The organism is Nocardiopsis mwathae (assembly GCF_014201195.1).
GTDB classification, from domain to species: domain Bacteria; phylum Actinomycetota; class Actinomycetes; order Streptosporangiales; family Streptosporangiaceae; genus Nocardiopsis_C; species Nocardiopsis_C mwathae.
This window is the reverse complement of the sequence record NZ_JACHDS010000001.1, coordinates 311,866-337,500: the sequence shown is the minus strand read 5'-3', so window position 1 is coordinate 337,500 and position 25,635 is coordinate 311,866. Positions and strand designations below refer to the sequence as shown.

The 25,635-nt window shown below is 72.4% G+C and carries 19 protein-coding genes and 1 pseudogene; 7 read left to right on the top strand and 13 right to left on the bottom strand.

Features of this window, described 5'->3' with window-relative positions:
* Window positions 1-113: 113 nt before the first annotated feature.
* The 7 genes and pseudogenes from HNR23_RS01415 to HNR23_RS01390 form a co-directional block, all read right to left on the bottom strand.
* On the bottom strand, window positions 114-3,542 hold the full coding sequence (locus HNR23_RS01415; protein WP_184079707.1) for a LamG domain-containing protein: 3,429 nt from the start codon (window positions 3,540-3,542) through the stop codon (window positions 114-116).
* A gap of 419 nt (window positions 3,543-3,961) precedes the next feature.
* Complete coding sequence (locus HNR23_RS26440; RefSeq protein ID WP_343070729.1) at window positions 3,962-5,200, bottom strand: cytochrome P450; 1,239 nt, start codon at window positions 5,198-5,200, stop codon at window positions 3,962-3,964.
* Window positions 5,177-6,766, bottom strand: a pseudogene (locus HNR23_RS26435) (acyl-CoA synthetase); the annotation flags it as partial. The pseudogene HNR23_RS26435 and the gene HNR23_RS26440, both read right to left, overlap by 24 nt.
* A gap of 132 nt (window positions 6,767-6,898) precedes the next feature.
* Window positions 6,899-8,059: a thiolase domain-containing protein gene (locus HNR23_RS01405; RefSeq protein WP_184072714.1), complete on the bottom strand. Its 1,161-nt coding sequence runs from the start codon at window positions 8,057-8,059 to the stop codon at window positions 6,899-6,901.
* A gap of 1 nt (window position 8,060) precedes the next feature.
* Window positions 8,061-9,182: a lipid-transfer protein gene (locus HNR23_RS01400; protein ID WP_184072712.1), complete on the bottom strand. Its 1,122-nt coding sequence runs from the start codon at window positions 9,180-9,182 to the stop codon at window positions 8,061-8,063.
* Window positions 9,179-10,114, bottom strand: coding sequence for a Zn-ribbon domain-containing OB-fold protein (locus tag HNR23_RS01395; protein ID WP_184072710.1), 936 nt, complete (start codon window positions 10,112-10,114; stop codon window positions 9,179-9,181). Before HNR23_RS01395 ends, HNR23_RS01400 begins: the two co-directional genes overlap by 4 nt.
* A 99-nt stretch (window positions 10,115-10,213) precedes the next feature.
* A complete protein-coding gene (locus tag HNR23_RS01390) occupies window positions 10,214-11,761 on the bottom strand; it encodes an acyl-CoA synthetase (RefSeq protein WP_184072708.1) in 1,548 nt (515 codons plus the stop codon).
* A 166-nt stretch (window positions 11,762-11,927) separates the two neighbouring features.
* Between HNR23_RS01390 and HNR23_RS01385 the strand changes: the two genes are divergently transcribed.
* Complete coding sequence (locus tag HNR23_RS01385) at window positions 11,928-12,740, top strand: crotonase/enoyl-CoA hydratase family protein (protein ID WP_184072706.1); 813 nt, start codon at window positions 11,928-11,930, stop codon at window positions 12,738-12,740.
* A gap of 63 nt (window positions 12,741-12,803) precedes the next feature.
* Here HNR23_RS01385 and HNR23_RS01380 read toward each other — a convergent pair whose 3' ends face one another.
* Window positions 12,804-13,928, bottom strand: coding sequence for a VanZ family protein (locus HNR23_RS01380; RefSeq protein WP_184072704.1), 1,125 nt, complete (start codon window positions 13,926-13,928; stop codon window positions 12,804-12,806).
* Window positions 13,929-14,352: 424 nt separating this feature from the next.
* Here HNR23_RS01380 and HNR23_RS01375 point away from each other — a divergent pair, with 424 nt between their 5' ends.
* The 5 genes from HNR23_RS01375 (at window position 14,353) to HNR23_RS01355 (ending at window position 19,666) form a co-directional block, all read left to right on the top strand.
* The gene (locus tag HNR23_RS01375) at window positions 14,353-17,127 is read left to right on the top strand and encodes a nitrate- and nitrite sensing domain-containing protein (RefSeq protein ID WP_184072702.1); all 2,775 of its coding nucleotides are present in this window, start codon (window positions 14,353-14,355) and stop codon (window positions 17,125-17,127) included.
* A 2-nt stretch (window positions 17,128-17,129) separates the two neighbouring features.
* Window positions 17,130-17,576 carry a roadblock/LC7 domain-containing protein gene (locus tag HNR23_RS01370; RefSeq protein WP_246421522.1) on the top strand — a complete coding sequence of 149 codons (447 nt, stop codon included), beginning with the start codon at window positions 17,130-17,132 and terminating at the stop codon, window positions 17,574-17,576.
* A 14-nt stretch (window positions 17,577-17,590) separates the two neighbouring features.
* Window positions 17,591-17,965 (top strand): DUF742 domain-containing protein, encoded by a 375-nt coding sequence (locus HNR23_RS01365; protein WP_184072700.1) that lies wholly within the window; start codon window positions 17,591-17,593, stop codon window positions 17,963-17,965.
* On the top strand, window positions 17,946-18,533 hold the full coding sequence (locus HNR23_RS01360; protein ID WP_184072698.1) for a GTP-binding protein: 588 nt from the start codon (window positions 17,946-17,948) through the stop codon (window positions 18,531-18,533). The genes HNR23_RS01365 and HNR23_RS01360 overlap by 20 nt, the downstream gene beginning before the upstream one ends.
* Before the next feature lie 179 nt (window positions 18,534-18,712).
* A complete protein-coding gene (locus tag HNR23_RS01355; RefSeq protein ID WP_184072696.1) occupies window positions 18,713-19,666 on the top strand; it encodes an oxygenase MpaB family protein in 954 nt (317 codons plus the stop codon).
* A 22-nt stretch (window positions 19,667-19,688) separates the two neighbouring features.
* Here the strand turns inward: HNR23_RS01355 and HNR23_RS01350 are convergent, their stop codons facing one another.
* From HNR23_RS01350 to HNR23_RS01340, 3 genes are all read right to left on the bottom strand, one after another.
* Entirely contained in the window at window positions 19,689-20,867 is a 1,179-nt protein-coding gene (locus HNR23_RS01350; protein WP_184072694.1) for an NAD(P)H-dependent flavin oxidoreductase, read from the bottom strand.
* A gap of 158 nt (window positions 20,868-21,025) precedes the next feature.
* Window positions 21,026-21,823, bottom strand: coding sequence for a decaprenylphospho-beta-D-erythro-pentofuranosid-2-ulose 2-reductase (locus HNR23_RS01345; protein ID WP_184072692.1), 798 nt, complete (start codon window positions 21,821-21,823; stop codon window positions 21,026-21,028).
* Window positions 21,824-21,922: 99 nt separating this feature from the next.
* The gene (locus HNR23_RS01340) at window positions 21,923-22,486 is read right to left on the bottom strand and encodes a DUF1707 SHOCT-like domain-containing protein (RefSeq protein ID WP_184072690.1); all 564 of its coding nucleotides are present in this window, start codon (window positions 22,484-22,486) and stop codon (window positions 21,923-21,925) included.
* A gap of 182 nt (window positions 22,487-22,668) precedes the next feature.
* Between HNR23_RS01340 and HNR23_RS01335 the strand changes: the two genes are divergently transcribed.
* Complete coding sequence (locus HNR23_RS01335; RefSeq protein WP_184072688.1) at window positions 22,669-23,031, top strand: hypothetical protein; 363 nt, start codon at window positions 22,669-22,671, stop codon at window positions 23,029-23,031.
* Between the two features lie 133 nt (window positions 23,032-23,164).
* On the opposite strand, the gene HNR23_RS01330 is transcribed toward HNR23_RS01335, so the two are convergent.
* Both HNR23_RS01330 and HNR23_RS01325 read right to left on the bottom strand, forming a co-directional pair.
* Complete coding sequence (locus tag HNR23_RS01330; protein ID WP_184072686.1) at window positions 23,165-23,863, bottom strand: response regulator; 699 nt, start codon at window positions 23,861-23,863, stop codon at window positions 23,165-23,167.
* Window positions 23,860-25,614 carry a sensor histidine kinase gene (locus HNR23_RS01325; protein ID WP_343070381.1) on the bottom strand — a complete coding sequence of 585 codons (1,755 nt, stop codon included), beginning with the start codon at window positions 25,612-25,614 and terminating at the stop codon, window positions 23,860-23,862. The genes HNR23_RS01330 and HNR23_RS01325 overlap by 4 nt, the downstream gene beginning before the upstream one ends.
* Between the last annotated feature and the right edge of the window lie 21 nt (window positions 25,615-25,635).

Genomic DNA, 25,635 nt, shown 5'->3' with positions numbered 1-25,635 from the left:
GGGATCCTCCTGGTCCGCCGACGATGGTCGTCGGCGGACCCTGTCCGACTGGGTTGGGGGAAGAAGAGAGGTGGGGGCGGGGGCGGCCGCTGTGCGTCAGCGGCGGATCATGCTCACGGCACAAAGCCCTTCCGCACCAGCAGCACGTCCTGTTCGCTGAGCACGCCCTGGTAGACGTGGACGTCGTCGACGTCGCCGCCCCAGGCGCCCGTCAGCCGCTTCTCGAACCGCGCGGCGCCGATCACCGTCGGCCCGTCGGCGTTCCACGGGGTCTTCTGCACGTCGGTGCCCTCCTTGACCCCGTCGACGAACAGCGTCGTCTCGCCGGTGGTGTGGTCGTAGGTCGCGGCCAGGTGGGTCCAGGCGCCCAGTTCGGGGGCGTCCTTGGAGGTCGCCCGCGACCAGCCCTTGGCACCCACGGTGTCGGAGGGGGGCATCTTGAGCACCCAGTTGTCGTAGCCCTGGGTGTTCTGCTGGCCGAGGTAGAAGCCGCTGTGGGCGGCGCCGTCCTGGGAGGCGGCGGTGGAGTTGGTGCCGGTCTCGTCCAGGCGCACCCAGGCGGCGACGCTGAAGCTGCGGTCGGTGCGGATCGCCGGGGAGTCGGTGGTGATCCGCTCGTCCTTGCCGTTGAGCGTGACGCCGGTGGACAGGGTGTGGTCGTTGTCGGCTCCGGCCCAGGCGGTGGCGGGGTCGCCGTGCAGGGTGCCGGTCAGCCGGTGGTCGGAGGAGTCGGCCACGGAGGTGCCCGACGTCTCGTCCAGCTCCCAGCGGCCTTCCAGGGCGGCGGGGCGGTTGGCCAGGTGCCACGGTTCGGGGTGCTCGTCGGCTTCGTCCAGCACCTCGTCGACCACGACGCGGTCCCAGACGCGGACGTCGTCGATGGCGCCGGGCCAGGCGTCGACCGGCCCGCCCTTGTACTTGGCGCCGCCGATCACCAGGGGGCCCTTGGCGTTCCACGGGGCCTTCTGGGTGGTGGTGCCCTGTTTGACGCCGTCGACGTAGAGGGCGAGTTCGCCGCTGGCGGGGTCGAAGGTGCCCAGCAGGTGGGTCCACACACCGGCCGCAGCCGGTTCGGTGGAGTAGATGCGGTTGGCGACGCTGGTGGCGTCGGTGTCGTCGCTGGGCGCCATCTTGAACACCCACGACCCGTTGCCGCCCCGGTGGTTGTACCCGAGGTAGAAGCCGCTGTGCCAGTCGCCCTCCTGGGCGACGGCGGTGTGGTTGCGGGTGGGGTCGTCCAGCCGTACCCAGGCCGCGACCGAGAACGCCGTGGAGGTGTCGACGACCGGACCGTCAGTGGCCAGGCGGCCGCTCTTGCCGTCGGTCGCCACGGCGGTGCCGTTGAGCCGGTACGTGTCGCCGGAGGTCTGACCGATCCGGCCGCGGGTCCACTCGACCCCGCCGGACGCCGTGGCGCTGCGGCCGCTCTTCGCCTCGTCGGCGGCTTCGGTGCCCTCGCCCTCGTCGAAGGTGAAGTGGGCGACGGGGTCGCTGGGCGGCGCCACGGTGAAGGTGTAGACGAGCACGCAGTCCGAGGAGTTTCCGTGCGCGTCGGTGGTGCGGGCGTGGACGAGGTTGGGGCCGTCCGAGCGGGGGGTGATGGTCGTGGTGACCGACCCGCCGGGTGTGGACGGGGTGATCTTGGTGGAGCAGGAGGCGTCGTTGACGCTGTAGTGGTAAGCGGCGGCGTCCTTCACGCCGTTGGCGGAGAAGGTGAAGCGGCCAGACCGGCCGACGGTTCCGGTGGGGGTGTCACCGGCCGGGTAGTCGTCGGAGGTCACCTTCGGCCCGGACTCGGGCTTGGAGGTGTCGACCTTGATGTAGCACCAGTCGGACCAGGGGTAGCCCCACTCGGTCTGGTCGTGGGCGATGGCGCGGTAGCCGAGCAGCTTGCCCTCGGGCAGGTCCTTGGCCTTGGCGCTCTGGTAGCTGCCCTTGGGCCAGGCGTCGACGTCCTTGTAGGCGGTGTCCACGTGCCCGACGCGGTCGCCCTTGCCCTCGATCTTCCACTCGAATCGGGTCTTGAGCTTCTGCCCGACGAACGCCGTGTCGTAGTCGCGCACGTAGGCGCGGAAGGTCGGCGAGGTGGTGTTGATCAGCCGGGGCTTCTTGGGGTCGGTGGAGCAGATCCCGCCGTGGGAGTCCGACATCTTCGAGGTGGCGGGCTGGGCTGGCTTGTTGTTGTACTTCACGACCAGCTTGGGGTTCTTGGCGAAGCGCCGCCAGTCCCAGTTGGAGCCCGACACCCTCTCGTTGCCGTACAGCCCGTAGGTCACCGAGCCGTTGCCGGAGGCGGCGGCGGCTTTGTAGGCCTGGGTGGCGTCGAACTCCACGCCTTTGCCCCCGCAGCCCGGGCGGCCCTTGTCGACGTTGACCGTGTCCTGCTTGGTCAGCTTCTCGGGCTGGTTCTTCCAGGTGGTCTTGGAGGACAGGATGCGGGTGCGCCACAGGGTGAAGGTCGCGTTCGTGCAGCCGAAGGCGTGGGTGACCTCGGCCCGCAGGGTGGCCGACTGGATCGTGGTCGTGGGCTTCTTGGTGCGCTCATAGACGCTGAACCGCCAGAACGCCCGCTTCGTGCTGCCGGTCTCCGGCTCGTAGCCCACGCCGGTGTCCTTGTCGGAGCGGTTGTAGTAGACCTGCGACGGGAAGCGCTTGTTCACGTAGGCCCAGGCCTTGCGGCTGACCGACACCGACGGGTCGATGTAGACGGGGTACTCCGTGTCGAGGTCGGTGAGCATGGCCTGGTCGGGCACGAGTTTGATGGAGGACGGCTCGACCGTGGTCGCGATGGGCTCGATGCGGGCGCCGGTGGCGGCGCGCGCGGTCCGCTCGACTTCGGGGACGTCGTCGCCGGAGGAGTCCCACATGGCCGGGGTGGAGGCGGTGAACACGCTCTGCCCGCCGTTCTCCCCGAGCGCTTCGAGGTTGCCGGCCGCATCGGCGTCCATCCGCACTCCGGTGGTGCCCAGTGCCAGCTCCAGCTCGGCGAGCTCCGGGTTCTCCGCGGCCTCGCGGGTGTGGACCACCAGGACCTGGGAGAACCCGTCGGTGCCGGCGGTCAGCACCAGGTCGACGCCGGGCAGCACGTCGGCGTAGGTCGCCCGGTCGTCGTCGAGTTCGGGTGCGGGCAGCTCGCCGGGCCAGTCCAGCTCGACGGCCTTGGAGCCCAGCGCGATGCGCGCCATCGGCTCGTCCCCGCCGCCGGAGAACGCCACGTCGGCCGAGGCCGCCTTCGGCCGCACGGTGCCGTCGCCCGAGGCGACCAGGGTGGTGTCGATCGGAGCCCACCCGTCCCGGGTGCGCACCCGCTCAGGCACCGCCGACTGCTCCAGCGTGAACGACCCGTCGGGCTCGGCGAACACCTGCGACCGCTCGTCGGTCGCCGAGGGGATCTCCACCCGCTCGCCCGAGGTAGCGGCCTGCTCCGCAGCCGAGCGCTCGTCGGAGGTCAGGTCCTCCGCCGGAGCATCGGGCTCGGCGGCGGCCGGTGCTGCGGAGAGCAGACTCCCCACCAGCACGGTCGCCACCACGGCGGCACTCATTCCCACGGCACGCATGTGCTCCAGCACCCGTTCACATCAGCTTGACTCCGACCGCCGCCCCCGGAATCGGGCGACGACATAAAACGCGGATAAGGCTGCCAGAGCACAATGACAAGGTGCAACTGTGTCAGAACTCACTGTCGGGTTTTTTCCTGCGGCCACCCAGCGAATTCCCAGAAACGGAGAATGCGCCACTTGCGAGAATGCGGCGTTTCACCAAGAGATTTTTAAGATTCCACCATGATTCGGGAAAATCGTGGCGCGCCGCTCGACGACCGGCGCGACCAAACCGCAACCTTCGGGTCTCCACCGCGAAGGAATCGGGCTAGGATCCTCGCGGCTGCTTGTACCCGTCGCATGGGAATGGGCGGCGCCGATTCCCGCACCGCCCTTCTCCCGTTCTCCGGGCTCCGGGGTGATCAGCGATAGCGCACCGGAAGATGCTTGATTCCGTTGATCCAGGAGGAGCGGAACCGCTGCGGCGGCCCGGCCTGCCGAATGTCGGGCAGGTGGTCGGCGATCGCGTCGAAGATCAGGCCGATCTCCAGCCGGGCCAGGTTGGCGCCCAGGCAGTAGTGCGCCCCCGTCCCGCCGAAGCCCAGGTGGGGGTTGGGGTCGCGGGTGATGTCGAAGGCGAACGGGTCCTCGAACACCTCCTCGTCGAAGTTGGCCGAGCTGTAGTACAGCCCCACGCGCTGCCCGCGGCGGATCGCCTGGCCGCCGATCTCGGTGTCGGCCGTCGCCGTGCGCTGGAACGCGATCACCGGCGTCGCCCACCGCACGATCTCGTCCGCCGCCGTCCGCGGCCGCTCCCTCCGGTACAGCTCCCACTGCTCCGGGTGGTCCAGGAACGCCAGCATCCCGTGGGTGATCGCGTTGCGCGTGGTCTCGTTCCCGGCCACCGCGAGCAGGATCACGAAGAACCCGAACTCGTCGTCGCTCAGCCCGCGCCCGTCCACGTCCGCGTGCACCAGTTCGGAGACGATGTCGCCGCGCGGCCGCTCGCGGCGCTCCCCCGCCAGCGCCATGGCGAACCCGAGGATCTCCGCGGCGGCGGCCGCCGGGTCCACCGTGTACTCCGGGTCGTCGTACCCGAGCATCCCGTTGGACCAGTCGAACAGCCGCGCCCGGTCCTCCTGCGCCACCCCGATCAGCTCGGCGATGGCCTGCAGCGGCAGCTCGGTGGCGACCTCGGCGACGAAGTCCCCGGTGTCCCGGGTGGCGGCGTCGGCCGCGATCCGCCGGGCGCGGGAGCGCAGCGCGTCCTCCAGCGCGCCGATCGCCCGCGGGGTGAAGCCGCGCTGCACGATCTTGCGGAGCTTGGTGTGCTGCGGCGGGTCGAGGTTGATCAGCAGGTTCCGCCGCTGCACCTCGAAGCCGTCCTCCGTCATCCGCTCGTAGAACCGGACGATCGCGGTCTTGGCGTGGGAGGAGTACAGGTCGGTGTCGATCGACGCCGCGCGCACGTCGGCGTGCCTGCTGAGGATCCACAGCCCGCCGTCGTCGAAGCCGCAGGACCGCGGCTGGGGGTTCCAGTGGACGGACCGGGTCGCGCGCAGGGCCGCGAACTCCTCGTGCGGGATGCGCTCGGCGATCAGGTCCGGGTCGGTGGCGTCGAACCCGGCGAGCAGCGGCGGCGCCGCCCGGTCCGACGCCACTTCGCGCGCCCACCGGTAGTCGGCCTTGCCGCTGGGCGAGCGGCGCACCTCGGGGACGAAGCGGTAGGTGCGCGGCGCCTTGTAGCCGGCGATCCGGTCGCGGACGAAGGCGTCCAGGTCGGCCTCGGCGACCCCGCCGGGCGCGCTCACCACGGCCGCGACCCGCTGCCCGAAGCGCGCGTCCTCGACCCCCACCACGACCGCGTCGGCGACGCGCGGGTGCCCCTTCAGCACCGCCTCCACCTCTTCGGGGAAGACCTTCTCGCCGCCGGTGTTGATGCAGACCGACCCGCGGCCGAGCACGGTGACGGTGCCGTCGGCCCCGACGGTGGCCATGTCCCCGGTCAGGGTGTAGCGCACGCCGTCGGCCTCGACGAACGTCGCCGCCGTCTTCGCGGGGTCCTTGTAGTAGCCGAGTGGGACCCGCCCGGACCGGGCGACCTGGCCGATGTCCCCCGATCCCGGGGCCACCGGGCGCAGGTCGGGGCCGAGGACGGTGGTGCGGTCGTCGTCGAAGCGGTAGCGCAGCCCGGTCTCCGGTGTGGCGCCGTCGACCCCCCACGCGACCAGGCCGGCCTCGGTGGAGCCGAAATTGTCCATGATGGCGCGTCCCGGCAGCAGCTCCGCCAGGCGGGCGCGGACCGAACCGGAGAGAATGGCGCCGCTGGAGCTGACGATGAGGAGGGACGAGACGTCGTGGCCGCCCGCGGCGAGCGCGTCGGCGAGGGGTGCGGCCATGGCGTCGCCGACGAGGTTGATCGTCAGTACCCGCTCTCGCTCGATGGCACGCAGCACCGCATCGGCGTCGAACCGCGGGACCAGCACGACGGTGCCGCCCGTCCACATGCAGATGAAGGTGGCGAACTGGGCGGCGCCGTGCATCAGCGGGGCGGCCGGCATGATCACGGCGCCCCCGCCCGAGGTGGCCTTCTCGACGAGCTCCCCGGGGGTGGCGACCGGCGCCCCTCCGGGGTTGCCGCCGCCGTGGCCGCTGAAGAACAGGTCCTCCTGGCGCCACATCACCCCTTTGGGCAGGCCGGTGGTGCCGCCGGTGTAGATGATGTAGAGGTCGTCGCCGGAGCGTTCGGGGAAGTCGCGGCGGGGGGTGTGCGCGGACAGCGCGTCCTCGTAGCCGACGCTCGCGGCGTGCTCCGCGGCGTCGAGGGGAGGGCCGCCGACGGCCACGAGGTGGCGCAGCCGGGGCGCGCCGGGGAGCACGGCGGCGACGCGGTCGGCGAACCCGGCGTCGTAGACGAGCGCGGCCAGATCGGCGTCGTCGTAGAGGTAGCGCAGTTCGTCGGCGACGTAGCGGTAGTTGACGTTGACCGGAACGGCTCGGATCTTCAGCACGGCCAACAGCGACTCGACGTAGGCGGTGCCGTTGTACAGCTGCATGCCGACGTGGTCGCCGGGGCCGATCCCGGCGGCGGTGAGGTGGTGGGCCAGCCGGTTGGCGCGCGCCTCCAGCTCGGCGTAGCTGCGGCGGTCGTCGCCGCAGACGAGGGCGGTGCGGTCGCCGATGCGGTCGGCGACGCGCTCGAACAGGTCGGCGAGGTTGAAGTGCATCCGGCCTCCCGGTGTCGTCGACTCCCCCGGAGGTCAGCCCCGTTGTCCCCGTTGCGCCCCCGCCGGTCCCCGTCCGGTCGTGCGGCAGTGGTGTGATGGGTCGGGTGGGTGGCCATCGGCCGGGTCAGGTCGTCATGGGCACTCCGATCCGACGATCCACATGGCGAAGAACTGGGAGCCGGCGCCGTAGGCGTGGCCGAGCGCGGTGCGCGCACCGTCGATCTGGTGGTCCCCGGCGGCGCCGCGCACCTGCTGGGCGGCTTCGGCGAACCGGATCAGCCCGGAGGCTCCGATGGGGTTGGCGGACAGCACCCCGCCGGAGGGGTTCCACGGGGTGTCGCCGTCGATGGCGGTGGCCCCGGACTCGGTGAGCCGCCACCCCTCGCCCGGCGAGGCGAAGCCGAGGTTCTCCAGCCACATCGGCTCATACCAGCTGAACGGCACGTACACCTCGGCGACGTCGATGTCGCGGCGCGGGTCGGCGATCCCGGCCTGGGCGTAGACGTCGGCCGCGCAGTCCCGGCCGGCCCTCGGGTCGACGGCGTCGCGCCCGGCGAACGCGATCGGCTCGCTGCGCATCGCCGTGCCGAGCACCCACGCCGGTGCGCCGGGCGCCGCGCGGGCGGCGGTCCGGCCGCCGAGCACCACCGCGCACGCGCCGTCGGAGGACGGGCAGGCCTCCAGGTAGCGGATGGGCTCCCACAGCATGGGCGTGGCCTCCACCATCTCCGGTGTGATGTCGGGGATGCGCAGGTGGGCGTAGGGGTTGCGGAGGGCGTTGCGGCGGTCCTTGGCGGCGACCATCGGCCCGATGCGGCCGGGCGCCCCGGAGCGCTCGATGTAGGCGCGGATGAACGGCGCGAAGTAGCCGCCGGCGCCCACCACCAGCGAGGTCGACATGGGGTGGGCGAGCGTCAGCGCCCAGGTGGCGTTCGACTCGGACTGCTTCTCCCACGCCACCACGAGCACCCGCTCGAACGCACCGGAGGCGATGTGGCTCGCCCCCACGATGCCGGTGGACCCGCCGACCGAACCGGCGGTGTGCACGCGCAGCAGCGGCTTGCCCCGCGCGCCCAGGGCGTCGGCGAGGTAGAGGTCGGGCATGACCACGCCCTCGAACAGGTCGGGCGCCTTGCCCAGGACGACGGCGTCGATGTCGGCGAAGTCCAGCCCCGCGTCCTCCAGGGCGCGCAGCGCCGCCTCGCGCACCAGCCCGGCGATGGAGACGTCGTCGCGCCGGGTCCGGTAGCGCGTCTGCCCGACGCCGATGACCGCCACGGGCCTGCCGCTCATCTCACCCCTCCAGTACCGTCACGAGGTTGTGCTGCAGGCACGGCCCCTGCGCGGCGTGGGCGACGCCCCGCTCGGCCGCGCCCGCGGCGATCCTGCGGGCGACCTCCCCGACCCGCACCAGTCCGGTGGCCATCACCGGGTCGGCGCCCAGCGGCCCGCCCGACGGGTTGACCTCGACGCCGTCGTCGAGCCCGAGCGCCCCGCGCAGCAGCGGCTCCTGGTGGCTGTAGCGGGCGTGCACCTCGGCGACCTGGACGGGGGCCGCGCCGACGCCGGCGGCGACGGCGGCGCGCTCGGCCGCGTCGCAGCGGGTGAGGTCGCGGGCGCCCGGGCCGTGCGCGTCGACGCGCTGCTCCAGTCCGCGGATCCAGGCGGGGCGCGTGCCCTGGGCCTCGGCGATGCGCCGGGCGGTGTCGCCGGTCGCCAGCAGGACCGCGGCGGCGCCGTCGCAGGGCCGGGCGATGTCGCCGGGGCGCAGCGGGTGGGCGACGTACTCCGAGGTGAGGAGGGTGTCGGGGGTGAACCCGGCCTGGGCGGAGTAGGGGTTGGCGCGGGCGGCCGCATACGAGCGGTCCACCACCGCGGCGAGGTCCGCCTCGGTCACCCGCTCGGCGTCGAGCAGGGCGCGGGCCTGCAGTGCGGCCAGCGAGATGTCGTCGATGCCCAGCGGCGCGAGGTAGTAGGGGTCGAGCTGGAGGGTGAGGATGTCCGGCAGGTCGCCCTGGGTGGCCTTGCCGAAGCCGTAGACGAGTGCGGTGTCGATGTCGCCGTGGCGCAGCCGCAGCCAGGCCTCGTACAGCGCCCAGGCCGCGTCCATCTCGACGTGGCTCTCGCTGATGGGCGGCCAGGCCCCCACCGCGTCGAGCGCGCCGACGAAGGTGAAGGGGGTGCCGGCGAGGTAGTCGAGGCTGCCGGAGACGGTGAAGCCGATGTCGCCGCGGTCGATCCCGGCGCGCTGCAGGACGTCGGAGACCACGGTGTGGACGAGCCGCGCCTCGGGGGCACCGCTGTCGGCGGCCATGTGCCGGGTCTGGGAGAAGGCGACGACGGCGACGTCACCCTCCCGTCGGTCTCGGGGGAACGGGGGGACGGCGGTGGGAGGCGGTGTGCCGGGGGTGCTCATCGGTCGTCCTCTCCCTTCTCGGCCGGGACGAACCAGCGGATGCTCGGCCGGGTGCGGGAGCGCTCCTCGGGCGGTAGCCACTCGGCACGCACCCGCATGCCGGTGCGGACCCGGGACGGCTCCACCCGGCCGATGAGGGCGAGCAGGTCGACGTCGGCTCCGTCGAGGCGCACGTAGCCGGTGACGAAGGGGACCTCGGGCGCGCGCGGGTCGGGGACGTGGTTGACGGAGAACATGGTGAGCACGCCGGTGTCGGGGAGTTCGACCTCCTCCGTTCCGGGGCTGCCGTCGGTGGGGTCGACGTCGCGCAGGGGCACGTAGACCGTTCCGTGCCGGGAGCGCATCCCCAGGATCCTGCCCTCCAGCTGCGCGTCGAGGTAGCGGGTGAGGGCCGGCCCGGCGCGGATGGTGTAGTCGAGCCGGGTGGGGGCGGTGATCCGGTCGACCTCGGGGCGGAAGCAGGCGATGTCGGTGATGTCGCCGACGCGCTCGTCGCGCAGCCGGGGCCGGACCCGCAGGCCGGTGCGCAGGCGGCGGGGCGGGGCGGGGCCGCTGTCCGGGCCGAGGTCCAGGGCGTGCACGAGGGGCGTGTCGGCGCCGTCGAGGAGGATCAGCGCCCAGGCGAAGGGGCGGGTGAAGGGGTGGGCGGGCCGGGGCTGGGCCACCCACGTCCAGGTCGTGACGGTCCCGGCAGGGCCGACCTCGACGAACTCGCCGGTGACCGGGGAGCCGTCGTGCGGGTCGTACTCGGTGGGGGGCACGAGTACGCGTCCCGAGCGGGCGCGCACGCCGACGATGCGCCCGTCGCGGAGTTCGGTGAGGAAGCGGCCGATGACCGGGCCGGTGCTGCGGGTGTAGCCGCCGGGGAACTCGACCGTGTGTCCGCCGGAGAGGGTCTCGTCGGGGGAGCCTGTCTGCCGGTCCGGACTCATGGCACCTCCTGCGCGCTCGTTCCCCCGTTGATCTCGGAGATATCGGGGTGAAATCCGGCGGTGAGACCCCGATATCTCCGAGATCGACGCGAAGGGGGGTCAGTGGTTCTGCCAGTAGGGGTCTCTGAGGCGTCGTTTGATCAGCTTTCCGTTGGGTTCGCGGGGCATCTCGGCGATGAAGTCGATGCTCTTGGGCCACTTCATCCGGGCCAGCCGCCCCTGTAGGGAGCGCAGCAGCCGCTCCGCGAGTTCGGGGCCGGGTTCGGCGCCGTCCGCCGGTTCGACGACGGCCTTGACCTGCTGGCCCCACTCGTCGTCGGGGACGCCGAACACCGCGACGTCCATGACCTCCGGGTGGGCCATGAGCTCGTTCTCGATCTCGGCGGGGTAGATGTTGGTGCCGCCGGAGATGATCAGGTCGGCTCTGCGGTCGCTGAGGTAGAGGTAGCCGTCGGCGTCCACATGTCCCAGGTCGCCGGTGGTGAAGAAGCCGCGGAGCCGGTTGGCCGCGGTCTTCTCCCGGTCGCCCTTGTACTCGAAGTCCGAGGCGTACATCTTCATGTAGACGGTGCCGATCTCCCCGGTGGGGACCTCGTCGCCCTGGTCGTCGGCGATCATCAGCTCGGTGATGGGCCATGGGCGCCCGACCGACCCGGGGCGGGTGCGCCAGTCCTCGGGGGTGGACACGGTGCCGCCGCCCTCGGTCGCGGCGTAGTACTCGTACACGCAGTCGCCCCACCACCGCAGTATCTCCGCCTTCACCGCCCGGGGACAGGGCGCGGCACCGTGGATGAGCCAGCGCATGGAGGAGACGTCGTAGGCCTTGCGCACCTCCTCGGGCAGGTGCAGCATGCGTTTGAAGTGGGTCGGAACCATGTGGGTGCTGGTGACCCGGTACCGCTCGACCAGCCGCAGCGCCTCCTCGGCCGACCACCGGTCCATGTGGACGAGGGTGTGCCCCAGGTGCAGGGCGGTGGTGCTGAACTGGGTGACGGCGGTGTGGTAGGTCGGCGAGGTGACCAGGTGGGCGTGGCCCGGCCCCGGTTCGATGCCGAACACGTGGAACAGGGCGGTGATCAGCTCGGCGGCGTCGTCGGGGTCCAGCCCGCCCAGGGGGCGGCGCACGCCCTTGGGCCGTCCGGTGGTGCCCGAGGTGTAGTGCATGGGGAGCCCGGCGGTGCGGTCCTCGGGGGTGACGTCGGGGTAGCGCGCGAGGAGGTCGCCGAGCTCGGTGCAGCCGGGGACGCGGCCGATACCGATGCGCGCGGCCTCCGGAAGCCCGGCGGTGTCGGCTCCGCGGAGTCCTTCGGCGGCGTACCGCTCGTGCAGGACGAACGCCTTGGCGCCACTGTCGGCGAGGATGTGGGCGATCTCCGGCCCGGTGAAGTGCCAGTTGATCGGGGTGTAGTAGAGGCCGGCCTGGGCGGCGGCGAGGTAGAGGGTGATTCCGTCGGCGCCGTTGGGGGTCAGCCCGCAGAAGCCGTCGCCGGTGCGCAGTCCCATGCCGCGCAGGGCGTGGACGAGGCGGTTGGCCCGGCCGAGCAGCTCCCCGGCCCGGTATTCGGTGCCGTCGGGGTCGACGCAGGCGAGCCGTGTCGGGTGGGCCTGCGCGAGCCGCCAGAAGCCGGGCCGGAGCGGATCCGCCATGCCGATCTCCCTCACATCGATGCAGACTCGGCGCCAAGTAGAGCATGTTCTCGTTTTACCGTGCAATACCTCTAATCGTTGCCATCAGTATCTAGAATCGGTTTCCGATGACGGCGCAATTCACGCGGCCGTACATCGTTAACGGTGTTCACATCCAGGAGGCCACATGGCCGAGCTTCCCGATATTTCGACCCCGCACTGCCACGTTGTGAGGGACGGCGCCATCGTGACGGTGACGATGCGCCGCCCGGAGGCCCGCAACGCCCTGTCGACCGACATGCTCGTCGGGCTGGCCACCGCCTTCGGCTACATCGACTCCGAACCGGGCGTGCGCGTGGGCATCCTGACCGGCGCGGACGGGGCCTTCTGCGCCGGGGCCGACCTCAAGGCCATGGGCACGCCGTCGGACGACCCCCACGTGCGTCAGCGGGCGGCCGAGATCGAGGACTTCCACTGGAAGGGCCTGCTCCGGGCCGCACGCCCGGGCAAGCCGCTGGTGGCCGCCGTGGAGGGGCCGGCCGTCGCGGGCGGAACGGAACTGGTCGTCGGCACCGACATCCGCATCGCCGGGCAGAGTGCGACGTTCGGCCTGTACGAGGCGCGCCGCGGCCTGTTCCCGATGGGCGGCTGCGCTGTGCGCCTCGCCCGGCAGATCCCCTACACCCACGCCATGGACATGCTGCTCACCGGGCGCTCCTACACCGCCCGCGAGGCCGCCGATATCGGGCTGGTGACCCGGGTCGTTCCCGACGGGACGGCGCTGGAGGCCGCCCGCGAGGCCGCCGAGGCGATCGCCGGCTGCGGCCCGCTGGCCGTGCAGGCGATCCTGCGCGCCTACCGGGAGACCGAGGGGATGGACGAGGACGCGGCGCTGCGGGTCTCCGACCGGATCGGTTGGCAGGTACTCGCCTCGGACGACGCCGAGGAGGGCACCCGGGCGTTCGCCGAGAAGCGGCCCGCCCGCTTCACCGGCACCTGAAACCCGTTGTGGCCTCGGGAGTATCGGCCTCACGCTTGGGGCGATCGGTCGGTACTTCGGGGATCACCGCTGCGCGGGGGTGGGGTCGGTCGTGGGGTCGGGGGCGGAGTAGCGGACCAGTTCGCGGGGCAGGCCGCCCGAGACGGTGCTGCGCGTGACCACGCGCACCCCGGCGAGCAGGTCGAACAGGCCCGCCTGGTCGCTGCGGACCAGCGCCGACAGGCCGTGCAGCGCCACCACCGCCAGCGCCCACCACTCCCAGCCCAGCACGAACAGCACGGTGATCGGCGCGTACAGCGACACCGACCGCAGCAGCACCCGCCACCGGGCGGCGGGCCGCGGGCGGCCGAGGCCGGCCAGCGCCAGGTGGACACTGGCACGGCCGGGCGTGCAGCGGTCCTCCCGCACCAGCGGCAGGAGCAGGCCGAAGAGCACCGCCAGCCCGATGAGGGCGACGTACGTCGCACGATCGACCTCATAGGCGGGGACCGCGCCGAACGCCACGGCGAGAGCGGCCAGCGTCCCGGCACCGAACCACCACAGTCCCAGGTCGAGCGCGTGGCCCAGCAGCCGCCGGGAGGCATCCGGCGGCAGGGTGTCGGCCGCCGCCCCCGGCCACGGACGCGGCAGCCACCGCACCGCGGCCACGCCGAGCAGCCACCCGGCGAGCGCGCCGGCGCCGCCCAGGAGGACGTCATCGGCGGCCGCGACCCGGTAGGCACACGGGTAGAGCCCCAGCACCCCGGTGAGCTGGACGGTCTCCACCAGCAGAGCGAGCAGGAGGCCGAGGCCGACGGTGAACGCCGCACCGCGCCGGTAGCGGTAGCGGGCGAGCAGCCCGACGGGGACGTAGACGGCGGTGACGAGGGCGACATGCGCGGCCGCGTGCCACGGCCCGGCGTCGGCCCACGTCGCGGCCCGGCCGGAGGGGGCCGGCAGCGGCACGGCGCCGCCGTGGATCGCGCACAGGCCGTCGGCGCTGCGCGGCAGCGGGTAGACGGCGTACAGCACGACGCCGACGCCGACCAGGAGCGTGGCGAGGGTCACCTGCCCAGGCCAGCCGCGCAGCCGTCCGTAGCGCCGGTGGTGTCGCGCCAGGAACACTGCGGCTCCGGTGAGGGTCCCCAGCGCGACCGCCGGATAGGCGATCGCCGCGACTGTGGGATCGCTCGCGAAAATCCCTGCCATAGCCACCCCAGGCTAACGGCACCTTCCACCATGCGCAGGGAAAACACCGAACCCGCCGAACCGGCAGCAGGCCCCGCATGACCGGACGAAGGACCACATGTGCCACGCATTCGGTAACTTTTTGATAATCCTTCTCCTGTCCCGCCAACACCTCCAGACCCGCACGTAGACGCAGGCCACAGGACGAACACCCTGCTTAGGACCAAAGTCCCAGCTCGGCCATCGCGTCATCACTCGACCTCATACAGCAACCTCTACGCAAACAGATGATCTCGGGCGAGATACGATCCCCTGGCCGACCCCCCTAGAACAATGGCTTTTTCACCGGCGCACCCCTGATCCCCGGTGCCGTCACGTGGTCCGCCCCCGACAGTCGACGTGAACCCCCGGTCCGGTGCGCCCGCCTCCGGGCCATAGGAGAGCAGTGCAGGCAGCAAAAGAACAGCGAGTCCACGGCATCGGCACTCGCCTCCGCAGAATCGTCCTTGCGCCCACAGCGGCCCTCATCGCGCTGTGGCTGGTGGTGACCGGCTACCTCGGCTACGGCGCCGTGCTCCAGTACGCCCTCGTCCAGGGCAACAAGGAGCTGCTGACCCCTTCGGCCGTCGCGCTCACCGCCGTCATGGACGAGCGCACCGCCACCATCTCCTTCCTGGAGAACCCCGACGGCCATCGGAACGAGCTGCGCCAGGCGCGCGAGACCTCCGACGAGCAGATGAGCGGCTTCCTGGACAAGTTCAAGGATGTGCTGCCCTACTCGCCGGAGTCCGTCCAGAAGCGCCTCCACGATCTGGACGAGCAGTTCGCCCAGATCGACGATTTCCGCGGGCACGTCGACGACGACGTCCGCAACGGCGAGGGCTCCCGCGCCGCGGTGCTGGAGTACTACAACACCCTCACCGAGGCCGGGGCCGACCTGTACGAGGAGGTCGGCCGCAACGGGCACGCCGCCGAGACGGTCGGCCCGGGCCTGACCGCCGTCTACACCTTCCGCGTCGTCGACACCCTGGGCCAGGCCGACGCACAGATCGCCCGCGCCTTCGCGACCGGCGAGCTGTCCCGTGAGGACCAGGTGGAGTTCACCCGGTTCGTCGGCTCCTACCGGGGGATGGTCGAGTCGCTGCACGAGTACTACGGCCCTGAGACCACCGAGTCCCTGCAGGAGCTGCGGCGCAGCGAGGAGTGGGAGCAGCTGCGCCGGTTCGAGGACAAGATCTCCGAGCGGCCCATCGCCGACACCACCGACCCGGTCACCGGTGCGGCCTCCCCCGACCTGTCCATGCCGGTGACCGCCGAGGAGTGGCACGCCGCCTACGACCCGGTCAAGGCCGCCCTCACCGACATCGGCGCCGATCAGGCGCTGTACTCCTCGGAGTTGCAGGCGGGCGTGGCGGTCCGGTCCATCACCTACGCCGTCGCGGGCAGCATCAGCATCGCCGTGCTGTCGATCCTGGCGTTCGGCTACGCCCGCCGGGCCGCCGAGAGCCTGATCCAGCGGCTCAACCGGCTCCGTGACGACACCCGCGACCTCTCCGAGGTCAAGCTGCCCGGCATCATGCGGCGGCTGACCCGGCACGAACCCGTGGACCTCGACTCCGAGCTGCCCGACCTCGTCTCCCGCCAGGAGAACGACGAGATCGGCCAGGTCGCCCGCTCGTTCGACACCGCCCAGCGCACCGCCGTGCAGGCGGCGGTCCGCCAGGCCGAGCTACGCCAGGGCGTCAACCGCGTCTTCCTCAACATCGCGCACCGCAGCCAGACCCTCGTCCACCGGCAGCTGCGCCTCCTGGACAAGATGGAGCACGAGCAGGAGGACCCGGAGCACCTCACCGAACTGTTCAAACTCGACCACCTGGCCACCCGCGCCCGGCGCAACGCCGAGAACCTCCTGATCCTGGGTGGCGAGACACCGGGCCGCACCTGGCACCGGCCGATGCCGCTGATCGACGTGCTGCGGGGCGCCATCTCGGAGTCCGGCGACTACACGCGCGTCGACCGGCAGCACATCGCGCGGGTCCAGCTCAAGGGCCCGGCCGTCGCCGACGTCATCCACCTCGTCGCCGAGCTGGTCGACAACGCCACCACGTTCTCGCCGCCGCACACCCAGGTCCGCCTCAGCAGTGACCAGGTGCCCAACGGCGTGGTCATCGAAATCGAGGACCGCGGGCTGGGCATGCGCGAGGACGAGTTCGAGGCCGCCAACGAGCTGCTGGCCAACCCGCCCGAGTTCGACGTGATGCGGCTCAACGAGAAGATGCGGCTGGGCCTGTTCGTGGTCTCGCGCCTGGCGCACCGCCACGACATCAAGGTGCAGCTGCGCTCCTCGCCCTACGGCGGTGTGCAGGCGATCGTCCTGCTGCCCACGGCCGTCATCGCGGGCGACCCGCTGGCTCTGCCGCAGGGCGTGGAGAGCACCGGCGAGCAGCGGATCCTGCCCGCGGCCACCGAGACCGCCGAACAGGACCCGCCGCCCGCGGAGCTCCCTTCCCCCTCCGCGGAGGGGGAAGGGAGCTCCGCGCCGGACGCGTCCGGCGGGCTGCGCCGCTGCACCGACGGACGCGACGGCAGCGGGACCGCCGGCGACGACGACATCGAGTCGGACCCCACCGCCCGCGCGGCGCGGAACGGCTCCGGCGCCGCGGCCAAGCCCGAGAAGGACCCGGCCCTGGCTCCGGGCACGCTCACCGGCGACGTGCTCGCCGGCGCCCCGCCCGCGACCGGCACCGCCGACACGGGCGAGCGGCCCGCACTCCCGCGGCGCGAGCCGCGGCCCGGTGTGTGGAAGGGCGCCGACGAGCTGCGCCGGCACTCGCAGGACCGCCCGGCGCCGCCGCAGCTGCCGCGGCGCCGCGACACGGCTTCGCGGCCCGCCCAGGACGCGTCGCCGGTGTTCCCCGTTCCGCCCGCCGACGCCCCGCCCCCGACCGACCCGCCCACGGCCGCCAAGGAGGAACCGACCACGACCGAGGACGGACGCCCGGCGCTGCCCCGACGCACTCCCCAGGTGAATCTGGCCCCGCAGCTCTCCGAGGCACCCGAGGCGACCCCCGCGCCTGCCCGCCCCCGCACGACGGAGCAGGATGAGGACCGTTCTGCGCGCCTGCGCCGCAACATGGCCGCGTTCCAGAAGGGCACCGAGCAAGGTCGGCTCGAAGCGAAGCAGCGCCAGCACGACAGCGAGAGCGAGAAGGACACCTGATCTTGACCAACAACGCCGCAACGGACCTGAACTGGCTGCTGGACGAGCTCGTCGAACGAGCCGCCGGGGCCAAGTACGCCATCGTCCTGTCCGCCGACGGCCTGCTCATCGGCCGGTCGGGGGAACTCGGCAAGGACGACGCCGAGCAGCTCTCCGCCGTCGCCTCGGCGTTCCAGAGCCTGGCCCGCGGCACCGGCCGGCAGTTCGGCGGCGGGCAGGTGCTGCAGACCGTCGTGGAGATGGAGCACGCCTATCTGTTCGTCACGGGCGCCGGGAGCGGCGCCTGCCTCGCGGTGATCGCCGACGAGGGGTCCGACGTCGGGCTCATCGCCTATGAGATGAACGTCCTGGTGGAGCAGGCCGGACGGTTCCTCAACGCCGCTCCGCGGGAGAACGGCTCACCCAGTGCCTCCACCATCGGCGGCACCGCCGACGATTCCACCGGTTGACGCGGAGGTGAGCCATGCCAGATCGCAGGGAGCAGGAGCATGACGCGGACGAGATCGGCCCGCTGGTGCGCCCCTACGTCATCGCGCAGGGGCGGGAACGCTCCGACACGGTCCAGTTGGACATGGTCAGTGTGGTCATCGCGGCGCGGGCCGAGGTGGACGAGGTGTCCCTCGAACCCGAGCAGCTGCGCATCCTGGACTTCTGCCGCCGCCCGCAGTCGGTGGCGGAGGTGTCCTCCCACCTGCACCTCCCGATCGCGGTGACCAAGGTGCTGATCGGCGACCTCATCGGCCGGGGCTACGTCCTGGCCCGCGCCCCCTACACGACCGAGAGCCCGGTGAGCCGGGACATACTCCAGGCGGTACTCGATGGCATCCAACGACTCTGACCGCTCCGCGGACCACATCCCCTCCGCGATCAAGATCCTCGTCGCAGGCGGTTTCGGAGCCGGTAAGACCACACTCGTCGGTTCGGTCAGCGAGGTCACCCCGCTGAACACCGAGGAGGTGATGACCGAGGCGAGCCTCGGTGTCGACGACCTCGACGGGGTGGAGGACAAGACCACCACCACGGTCGCGCTCGACTTCGGCCGCATCACGATCTCCGACGAGCTCGTGCTGTACCTGTTCGGCACTCCGGGCCAGCAGCGCTTCTGGTTCATGTGGGAGGAGCTGGCACTGGGGGCGCTGGGCGCGGTGGTCATCGCCGACACCCGGCGCCTGGAAACCTGCTTCCCCTCGGTGGACTTCTTCGAGCGGCGCGGGCTGCCGTTCGTCATCGCGGTGAACTGCTTCGAGGGGGCGCACCGCTACGACGTGGGGGAGGTCGCCACCGCGCTCGACGTCTCGCCCGGTGTGCCCGTCGTGCTGTGCGACGTGCGCGACCGGGAGTCGAGCAAGCAGGTGCTGCTGGCGCTGGTCAGGCATGTCGCCGAGAGCATGGCCATGCCGGTGTGAGCGTCCCCCGCCGCGCCCGGTCGGCCTGCCCTGGGTGACCGCGGCTATCCACAGGGTCGCACCCGCGTGGCGCTACCGGTTCCCGTCGCCTTACCCTGGCTGGAAATAGGCGGTGAGCGCGCATATAGCTCGTTCGCCGCCTATCCCCCACAACTACGGCGGAATCGGAAGATGTTCGCATGAAACGGTACGACTGGTACGACGAGATCCACCGGCTGGACGCCGAAGCCGACTTCCGGCGGATCACCCAGATCCTCGCCTGGCACGAGTTCCCCTGGGACATCACCCAGGCCCTGGGGCTCGCCCTGTACCGCACCTACGCCGTCCCCAGCATCGGCGAGCTGCTGGGCCGCACCCGCGAGTTCACCACGCGCACCCAGTACCGGTACGACGACACCGCACTGCTGCTGGGCGCGATGCTGCACCACGGCTTCGAACCGGGCGAGGGGCGCGACGCGCTGCGCCGGATGAACCAGATGCACCGCTCGTTCGACATCGGTAACGACGACTACCGCTACGTCCTGAGCACGTTCGTGGTCATGCCGGTGCGCTGGCTCAACGACCTCGGCTACGGCTGGCGGCGGCTGACGGAGCACGAGATCACCGCCTCCACGAACTACTACCGCGAGCTCGGCCGCCACATGGGGATCAAGGAGATCCCCGCGACCTACGCCGAGTTCCACGAGCTGTTCGACTCCTACGAGCGGGAGAACTTCGCCTACTCCGAGGGCGGGCGCGCGGTCTCCGACGCCACCCTCGACCTGATGGTCGACTTCTACCCGCCGTGGCAGCGCCCCGTCATCCGGCCGTTCAGCATGGCCCTGCTCGACGACCGGCTCATCACCGCCTTCCGCTACCCCGAGCCGTCGCGCTTCTGGCGGGTGGCAGCGCGCGCCGGGCTGCGGGCCCGGGCCAAGGTCGTCCGCTTCCTGCCGCCTCGGGTGGAGCCGCTCATGGAGAAGGACAACCCGAACATCCGCAGCTACCCCGCCGGGTTCGACGTCAACCGCATCGGCACCTTCCCGCAGGGCTGCCCGGTCCCGCACGACCTGGTCACCACCGAGGTGCCCGGCACCGGCATCCGCGTCCCCGAGCAGGGCCAGGAGCTCGCCCCGGAGCAGCGGACGGCCTGAGCGGCCGCGGAGGCGGGGGCACCTACCCGGCCCCCTGCCGCCCGGCCGACTCCCCCGCCGACTCCCCGATCTGCCTACCGGTGCGGTCATCGGCGGTCGCCGCGTTCAGCCGCTCCAGAGTGTCGCCGAACTCGGCCATGAGCTCGTAGACCACCTGGGAGACGGGCTTGACCCGGTTCAGGCCGCCCACGATCTGGCCGACCGGGGAGGGTGTGAGCGTGGGGTGGCCGACCCGTCCGACCCGGCGCAGCGCGTCGGCGATCAGCATGAACTGCAGCGGCATCGGCAGCGGCCCCGGGGAGTCCTCCCCCTCCCACGCCTCGGTCCAGTCATTGCGCAGCATGCGGGCGGGCTTGCCCGTCATGGACCGCGACCGAACGGTGTCGCGGGAGGTCGCCGCGAGGATCTGGGCCAGCGCGGCGGGCGGGGTGTCGGCCTCCTCGGTGGCCAGCCAGACCGACCCCGTCCACACCCCCTCGGCGCCCAGCGCCATCCCCGCGGCCATCTGGCGGCCGCGGCCGATGCCCCCGGCCGCGAGCACGGGGGCGGGGGCGACCGCGTCGGCGATCTCGGGGACCAGCACCATGGTGGCCACGTCGCCGGTATGGCCGCCGGCCTCGGTGCCCTGGGCGACGATGACGTCCACGCCCACCTCGCGCTGCTTGCGCGCGTGCCGCACGCTTCCGGCGATCCCGGCGACGGGGACGCCGGAGGCGTGCGCCCGCTCCACCACGTCGGCGGGCGGCGCGCCCAGGGCGTTGGCGAGCAGGCCGATGGGGTGCCCCAGTGCGACCTCGACCTGGGGTCGCGCGGTGGCGTCGGTCCACCCGAGTAGGAGGTGCGCGGTGTCGTCGTGGGTGAGCTCGGGGACGCCGTGCCGGGCGAGCAGTTCGTCGACGAAGTGGCGGTGGCCGTCGGGGATGAACGCGGCCAGCCGCTCGCGCAGCCCGTCACCGTCGGCAGCACCGAGGTCGGCCCCGGTGTAGGCGGCGGGCATGACGACGTCCACGCCGTAGGGCCGCCCGCCGGTGTGCGCGTCGATCCAGGTGAGTTCGCGCTCCAGTTCCTCGGGGGTGAAGTAGAGCGCGCCGAGCACGCCCATGCCCCCGGCGCGGCTGACCGCGGCGACGACGTCGCGGCAGTGGCTGAAGGCGAAGATCGGAAGCTCGATGCCGAACATCTCGGTCGCACGGGTTCGCATGCGGCCATGGAAACACGAAACTGAAACACGTTCTAGATGAGCTGTACGCCATTTTCCCGGCCCTGCCCCGACCCCCTGTCGTTGATCTCGGAGATATCGGGGTAAAAATCGCGCAGGATACCCCGATATCTCCGAGATCAACGACAGGGAGGGAGGTGTCAGCGGGGGAGGCGTCGCCAGAGGGGGCGGGGCAGGGCGCGCAGGCCCGCGAAGACGAACCGCAGCTTGCGCGGCACCCACACCACCTCGGACCCCCTGCGCAGCCCCTCGGCGACCGCCTCGGCGACCTGGCGGGCCGTCGCCGGGAAGGGCGCGGAGGGCACATGGGCGCTCATCCGCGTGGGCACATACCCGGGGCGGACGATCATCACCCGGGCACCGGTGCCGTGCAGGGCGTCGCCGAGTCCCTGGGCGAAGCCGTCGAGCCCGGCCTTGGCCGCGCCGTAGACGAAGTTGGCCCGGCGCACCCGCACCCCGGCCACCGAGGAGATCACGACGAAGGTGCCGTGGCCCTGCTCGCGGAGCCGCGCGGCCACGGCGATTCCGGTGGAGACGTGGCCGGTGAAGTTGGCGGTGGCGGCCTCGGCGGCGGCCACCGGGTCGGCGTCGAAGGCGGACTGCTCGCCGAGCACGCCGAACGCGTCGACGACGACGTCGAGGTCGCCGACGAGCTTCACCGCCTCGGCGACGACGCCGGCGTGGGTGTCGGGCGCGGCCGCGTCGAAGTCGATCGTGTGCACGGCGGTCGCGCCCAGGGACAGCAGCCGCTCCGCGGCCCCGTCCCGGGCTGCGCGCGTCTCACCGGCGGCCTCCTTCTCCCCCTCGGGTGCGGGCCGGGCCGCCAGGACGACCCTGCGGGCGCCGTCCCGGACCAGGCGTTCGACGATGGTCAGCCCGATCTCGCTCCGGCCGCCCAGGAGGAGGACCGTGTCCACCGCCCCCACCGCGTTGCGCATCGTTGCATTCCTCCGCGTTGTCCGAGGTCGTGGCGGTAGCCTCGCAGACGCCGACGGCCAGGGGAAGGGCCGACCCGGGCGAACCGCGAGGCGGGCGGCTCAGCGGCGGCCCTGGCGCACCTTGATGGTTCCGCACATGGTGTACCCGCTGACGCGGACGTGCAGCACCCCGGGTTCGGGCCGCGCCGGGACACGGGAGCGGATGGTGCCGTGGTCGGTCCGCACCCCGTCGAGGTCGGCCGTACCGCCGCGCGGCAGGATGATCACCGTGGTCCCGCTGTCCACGGTGAGCTCGACGTCCACCACCGGAAAGGGGACCCTGGCCTCGGTGAAGTCGAGGCGCACCGTGCCGGAGGCGGAGGTGACCCTGAGCCGCCGCGGCACCGCCCAGTCGCCGGTGCGCTTGATCGTCGCGCTGTCCGTGCGCAGCTCGACGGTGTCGACGGGGGCGGCCACCGCGTGCTGCGCGTCGGGCAGGTCGTGCAGCAGCGCCCGCAGCTCGTCGTCGAAGGTGGCGCGGTAGGCGGCACTGGAGCGGTCGTCGAACTCCTCCAGGCTCAGCCGCCCCTCGGCGTAGGCCTGGTTGAGGTGGCGCACCACCTGCTCCCGGTCGGCGTCGGAGGCGCGCCGGCGCGGCGCGGGAGATGGGGAAAGGGGCTCCATGCAACGCAGCGTACCCCGGCGCCCTGGGGCGGGCACGGCCCGGAGAATTCTTTCTGCAATTGCCCAGGGGCAATATCGAAGTCCGCTCACAGGAGGACTGGGAGCGCTTACTCCGGGTAGGTGACAACGACGCATCCGTACCCCGAGAACAACTTCGACAACCGAATAATCAGGAGGCCTCCGTGGTCGGATTCGCTGTCGTCTGCCTGATCTGCGCCGCGCTGACCGCAGCCGTCCTCGCCGTCGGCAACGCGCGGCGAAGACGCCCCGATGTGCCCGTTCCCGGCGCCGGCTCCCCGGGGGCAGACCCCGGGAACGGGGACGAGGGCTGGCACCACGTCCACCGCACCTTCGCGCCCTACTCCTCGTGGATGGCCGGGGTCATCGTGGTCACCGCGGTGCTGGCGGCCACCGTACCCGCGCAGGTCCTGGAGCTGTCGCTGCTGGCGATCCTGACCGGCTCCGTCCTCGCGGCGTTCGTGTGGAACGTGCGGGCGCCCCGCAGCCCACTTCACCAGCGGCACTACGAGGACCGCTGGGACTGATGGGCGACGCTCCTCCCTCCCCCTGACGACCGACCCATGCCCCTGTCCCTCATCGCCCCGCCCCGCAACGCCCGCCCCGCAACGCCCGGCCCGACAGGTCCGCCGCCGCCCACGGCCGACGCCCGCGGCCGGTTCAGGCCGACGGTGGACCGATCCAGTGGAAGCGGCGCTCCGGACGCCCGGCCGTGCCGTAGCGCAGCCGCACCTCCGCCTTGCCCTCGCCGACGAAGAACTCCAGGTAGCGGCGGGCGCTGACCCGCGCCAGTCCGGTGAGTTCGGCGCACTCCGACGCCGAGACCTCGCCCGCCCGGCTCAACTCCCGCTCCACCAGGCGCGCCGACTCCCGGGTCAGTCCCTTGGGCATCTCGCGGGCCCCGGCCCCGGCGGTTCCCGCGGGTGCCGACCGCCCGAAGACGCGGTCCACCTCGGCCTGGCCGTGCTCGCCGCCGCCCCGCAGGATCCCGCGCGCCTCCTGGTAGCGCAGCAGCCGGTCGCGCAGCGTCTCGGCCTCGAACGGCTTGATCACGTAGCTCACCGCGCCGCCCCGCAGGGCCTGGCGCACGGTGGCCGCGTCGCGGGCCGCGGTGATGACGAGCGCGTCGGCCTCAGGGCGGCCCTCGGCGCGCATCCGCCGCAGCACCTCGGTCCCGGCCATGTCGGGCAGATAGATGTCGAGCAGCAGCAGGTCGGGCCGGAGCTCCGCGGCCATCCGCAGCGCCTCGGCGCCGGTACGCGCCTCGCCCACCACGCAGAACCCCGGGACCCGCTCCACCAGCCTGCGGTGGACCTGGGCCACCATGAAGTCGTCGTCGACGACCAGCACCCGGATCACGCCTCACCTCCCACGTCGTGTGTCCTGTCCTCGGCCGTGGCGGCCCTGGCGGCTCCGGCGGCCCCTGCCCGCGCTCCCGGCTCGGCGCCGAAGGGCAGCCGGGCGGTGAATTCCGCCCCCGCCACGTCCACCCGGCCGCCGCGCCGCGCGCACACCAGCCGGACCAGGGCGAGGCCCACCCCGCGGCCGGCGGGCCGTCCGGGCGCCGCCGCGCTGTGGGCAGCGCCGTCGCGGCCCGGCTCCTTGGTGCTGAAGCCGCTGCGGAACACCTGCTCGGCCAGCTCGTGCGGGACGCCGGCCCCGGAGTCGCGGACCCGCACCCGCACGGCGGTCGCGTCCGCCGACCGCGCGCCCCCCGGTCCCGCCCCGCCGTCCGGTTCCACCGGGCCCCTGCCCTCTTCGGTCAGCTCCACCTCGACCCAGGCCCCGTCGTCGCCCCGGGTGGCGTCCAGCGCGTTGTCGACGAGGTTGCCGACGACAGTGACCAGGTCGGAGGAGAGGCGTTCGTCGTGGAAGGACAGGTCGGTGGTGTCCGACACGAGCAGCCGGCTGCCCTGCTCGGCGGCGAGGCTCGCCTTGGCGATGAGCAGCGCGGCCACCGACGGGTCGGCCACCCGGGAGGCGACGTCCTCGGTGAGCCGCGCCCGCGCTCCGCCGATGCGGTGCACGTAGCGCGCCACCTCGTCGTACTCCTCCAGCTCCAGCAGCCCAGCGATGACGTGCAGCCGGTTGCTGAACTCGTGCGCCTGGGCGCGCAGAGCCTCGGTCGAGGTGCGGCTGGCGTCGAGCTCGTGCCGCAGCTCGACCAGGGCGGTGCGGTCGCGCATCGTGGTCACCGAGCCGATGGGGCGGCCCCGGTGGTACAGCGGCATCCGGTTGAGCGTGACCAGGCGGTTGTTCATCAGCACCACCCGGTCGGACTGCTGCACCCGGTCGGTCAGGGCGTCGAGGAGGTCCGGGGCGACCCCCAGCTCCGCCAGGCCACGGCCCCCGGTGTCGGCGGGAAGCCGCAGCAGCTGCGCGGCGGTGTCGTTGACGAGGGTGACCCGGTCCTGCTCGTCGAGGCCGAGCACGCCCTCCTTGATGCCGTGCAGCATGGCCTCGCGGTGCTCGGCGAGCCGGGTGATCTCCCCGGGCTCCAGGCCCAGCGTCTGGCGTTTGACGCGGCGGGCGAGCAGCAGGGATCCGGCGACGCCCAGGACCAGGGCGATGCCGAGGTAGACGAGCAGGGTGGGCGCGGCGGTGGCCAGCCGCTCGACGAGGCCGGGATAGTCGCGTCCGGCCGCCACCAAGCCGAGGATCTCGCCGTCCGCCGCGATCACCGGGGCGTGGGCGGCCAGCACCGGCCGACCGCCGATGTCCACCACGCCGATCCACGCCCGCCCGTCGAGGACGTCGCTGTCGCCGGTGTCGACCTCGGCGCCGATCCGGCGCGGGTCGGCGCCGCTCAGCGCACGCAGGTCGGGGCGGGCGATGACGAGGTGGTCGGCCCCGGCGAGGCCGCGCAGGCTCTCCGCGGTGGGCTGCAGGATGCCTTCGCGCTTGGGGTCACCGAGTCCGACGCGCACCGTCTCCATCGAGGCGGCCGTCTCGGCGACGGCGAGCATGCGCTGCCCTTCGGTCCGCCGGAAGCCCGCGTCGGCCTGGGCCAGGGACACGCCCGCGACGGCGATCAGCACGGCCACGACGATCACCAGTTGCAGGGCGAGGAACTGACCGGCCAGGGTCAGGCGTGCCAGCGGTCGGCGCACCGGGGGCTCCTCTCGGCCGAA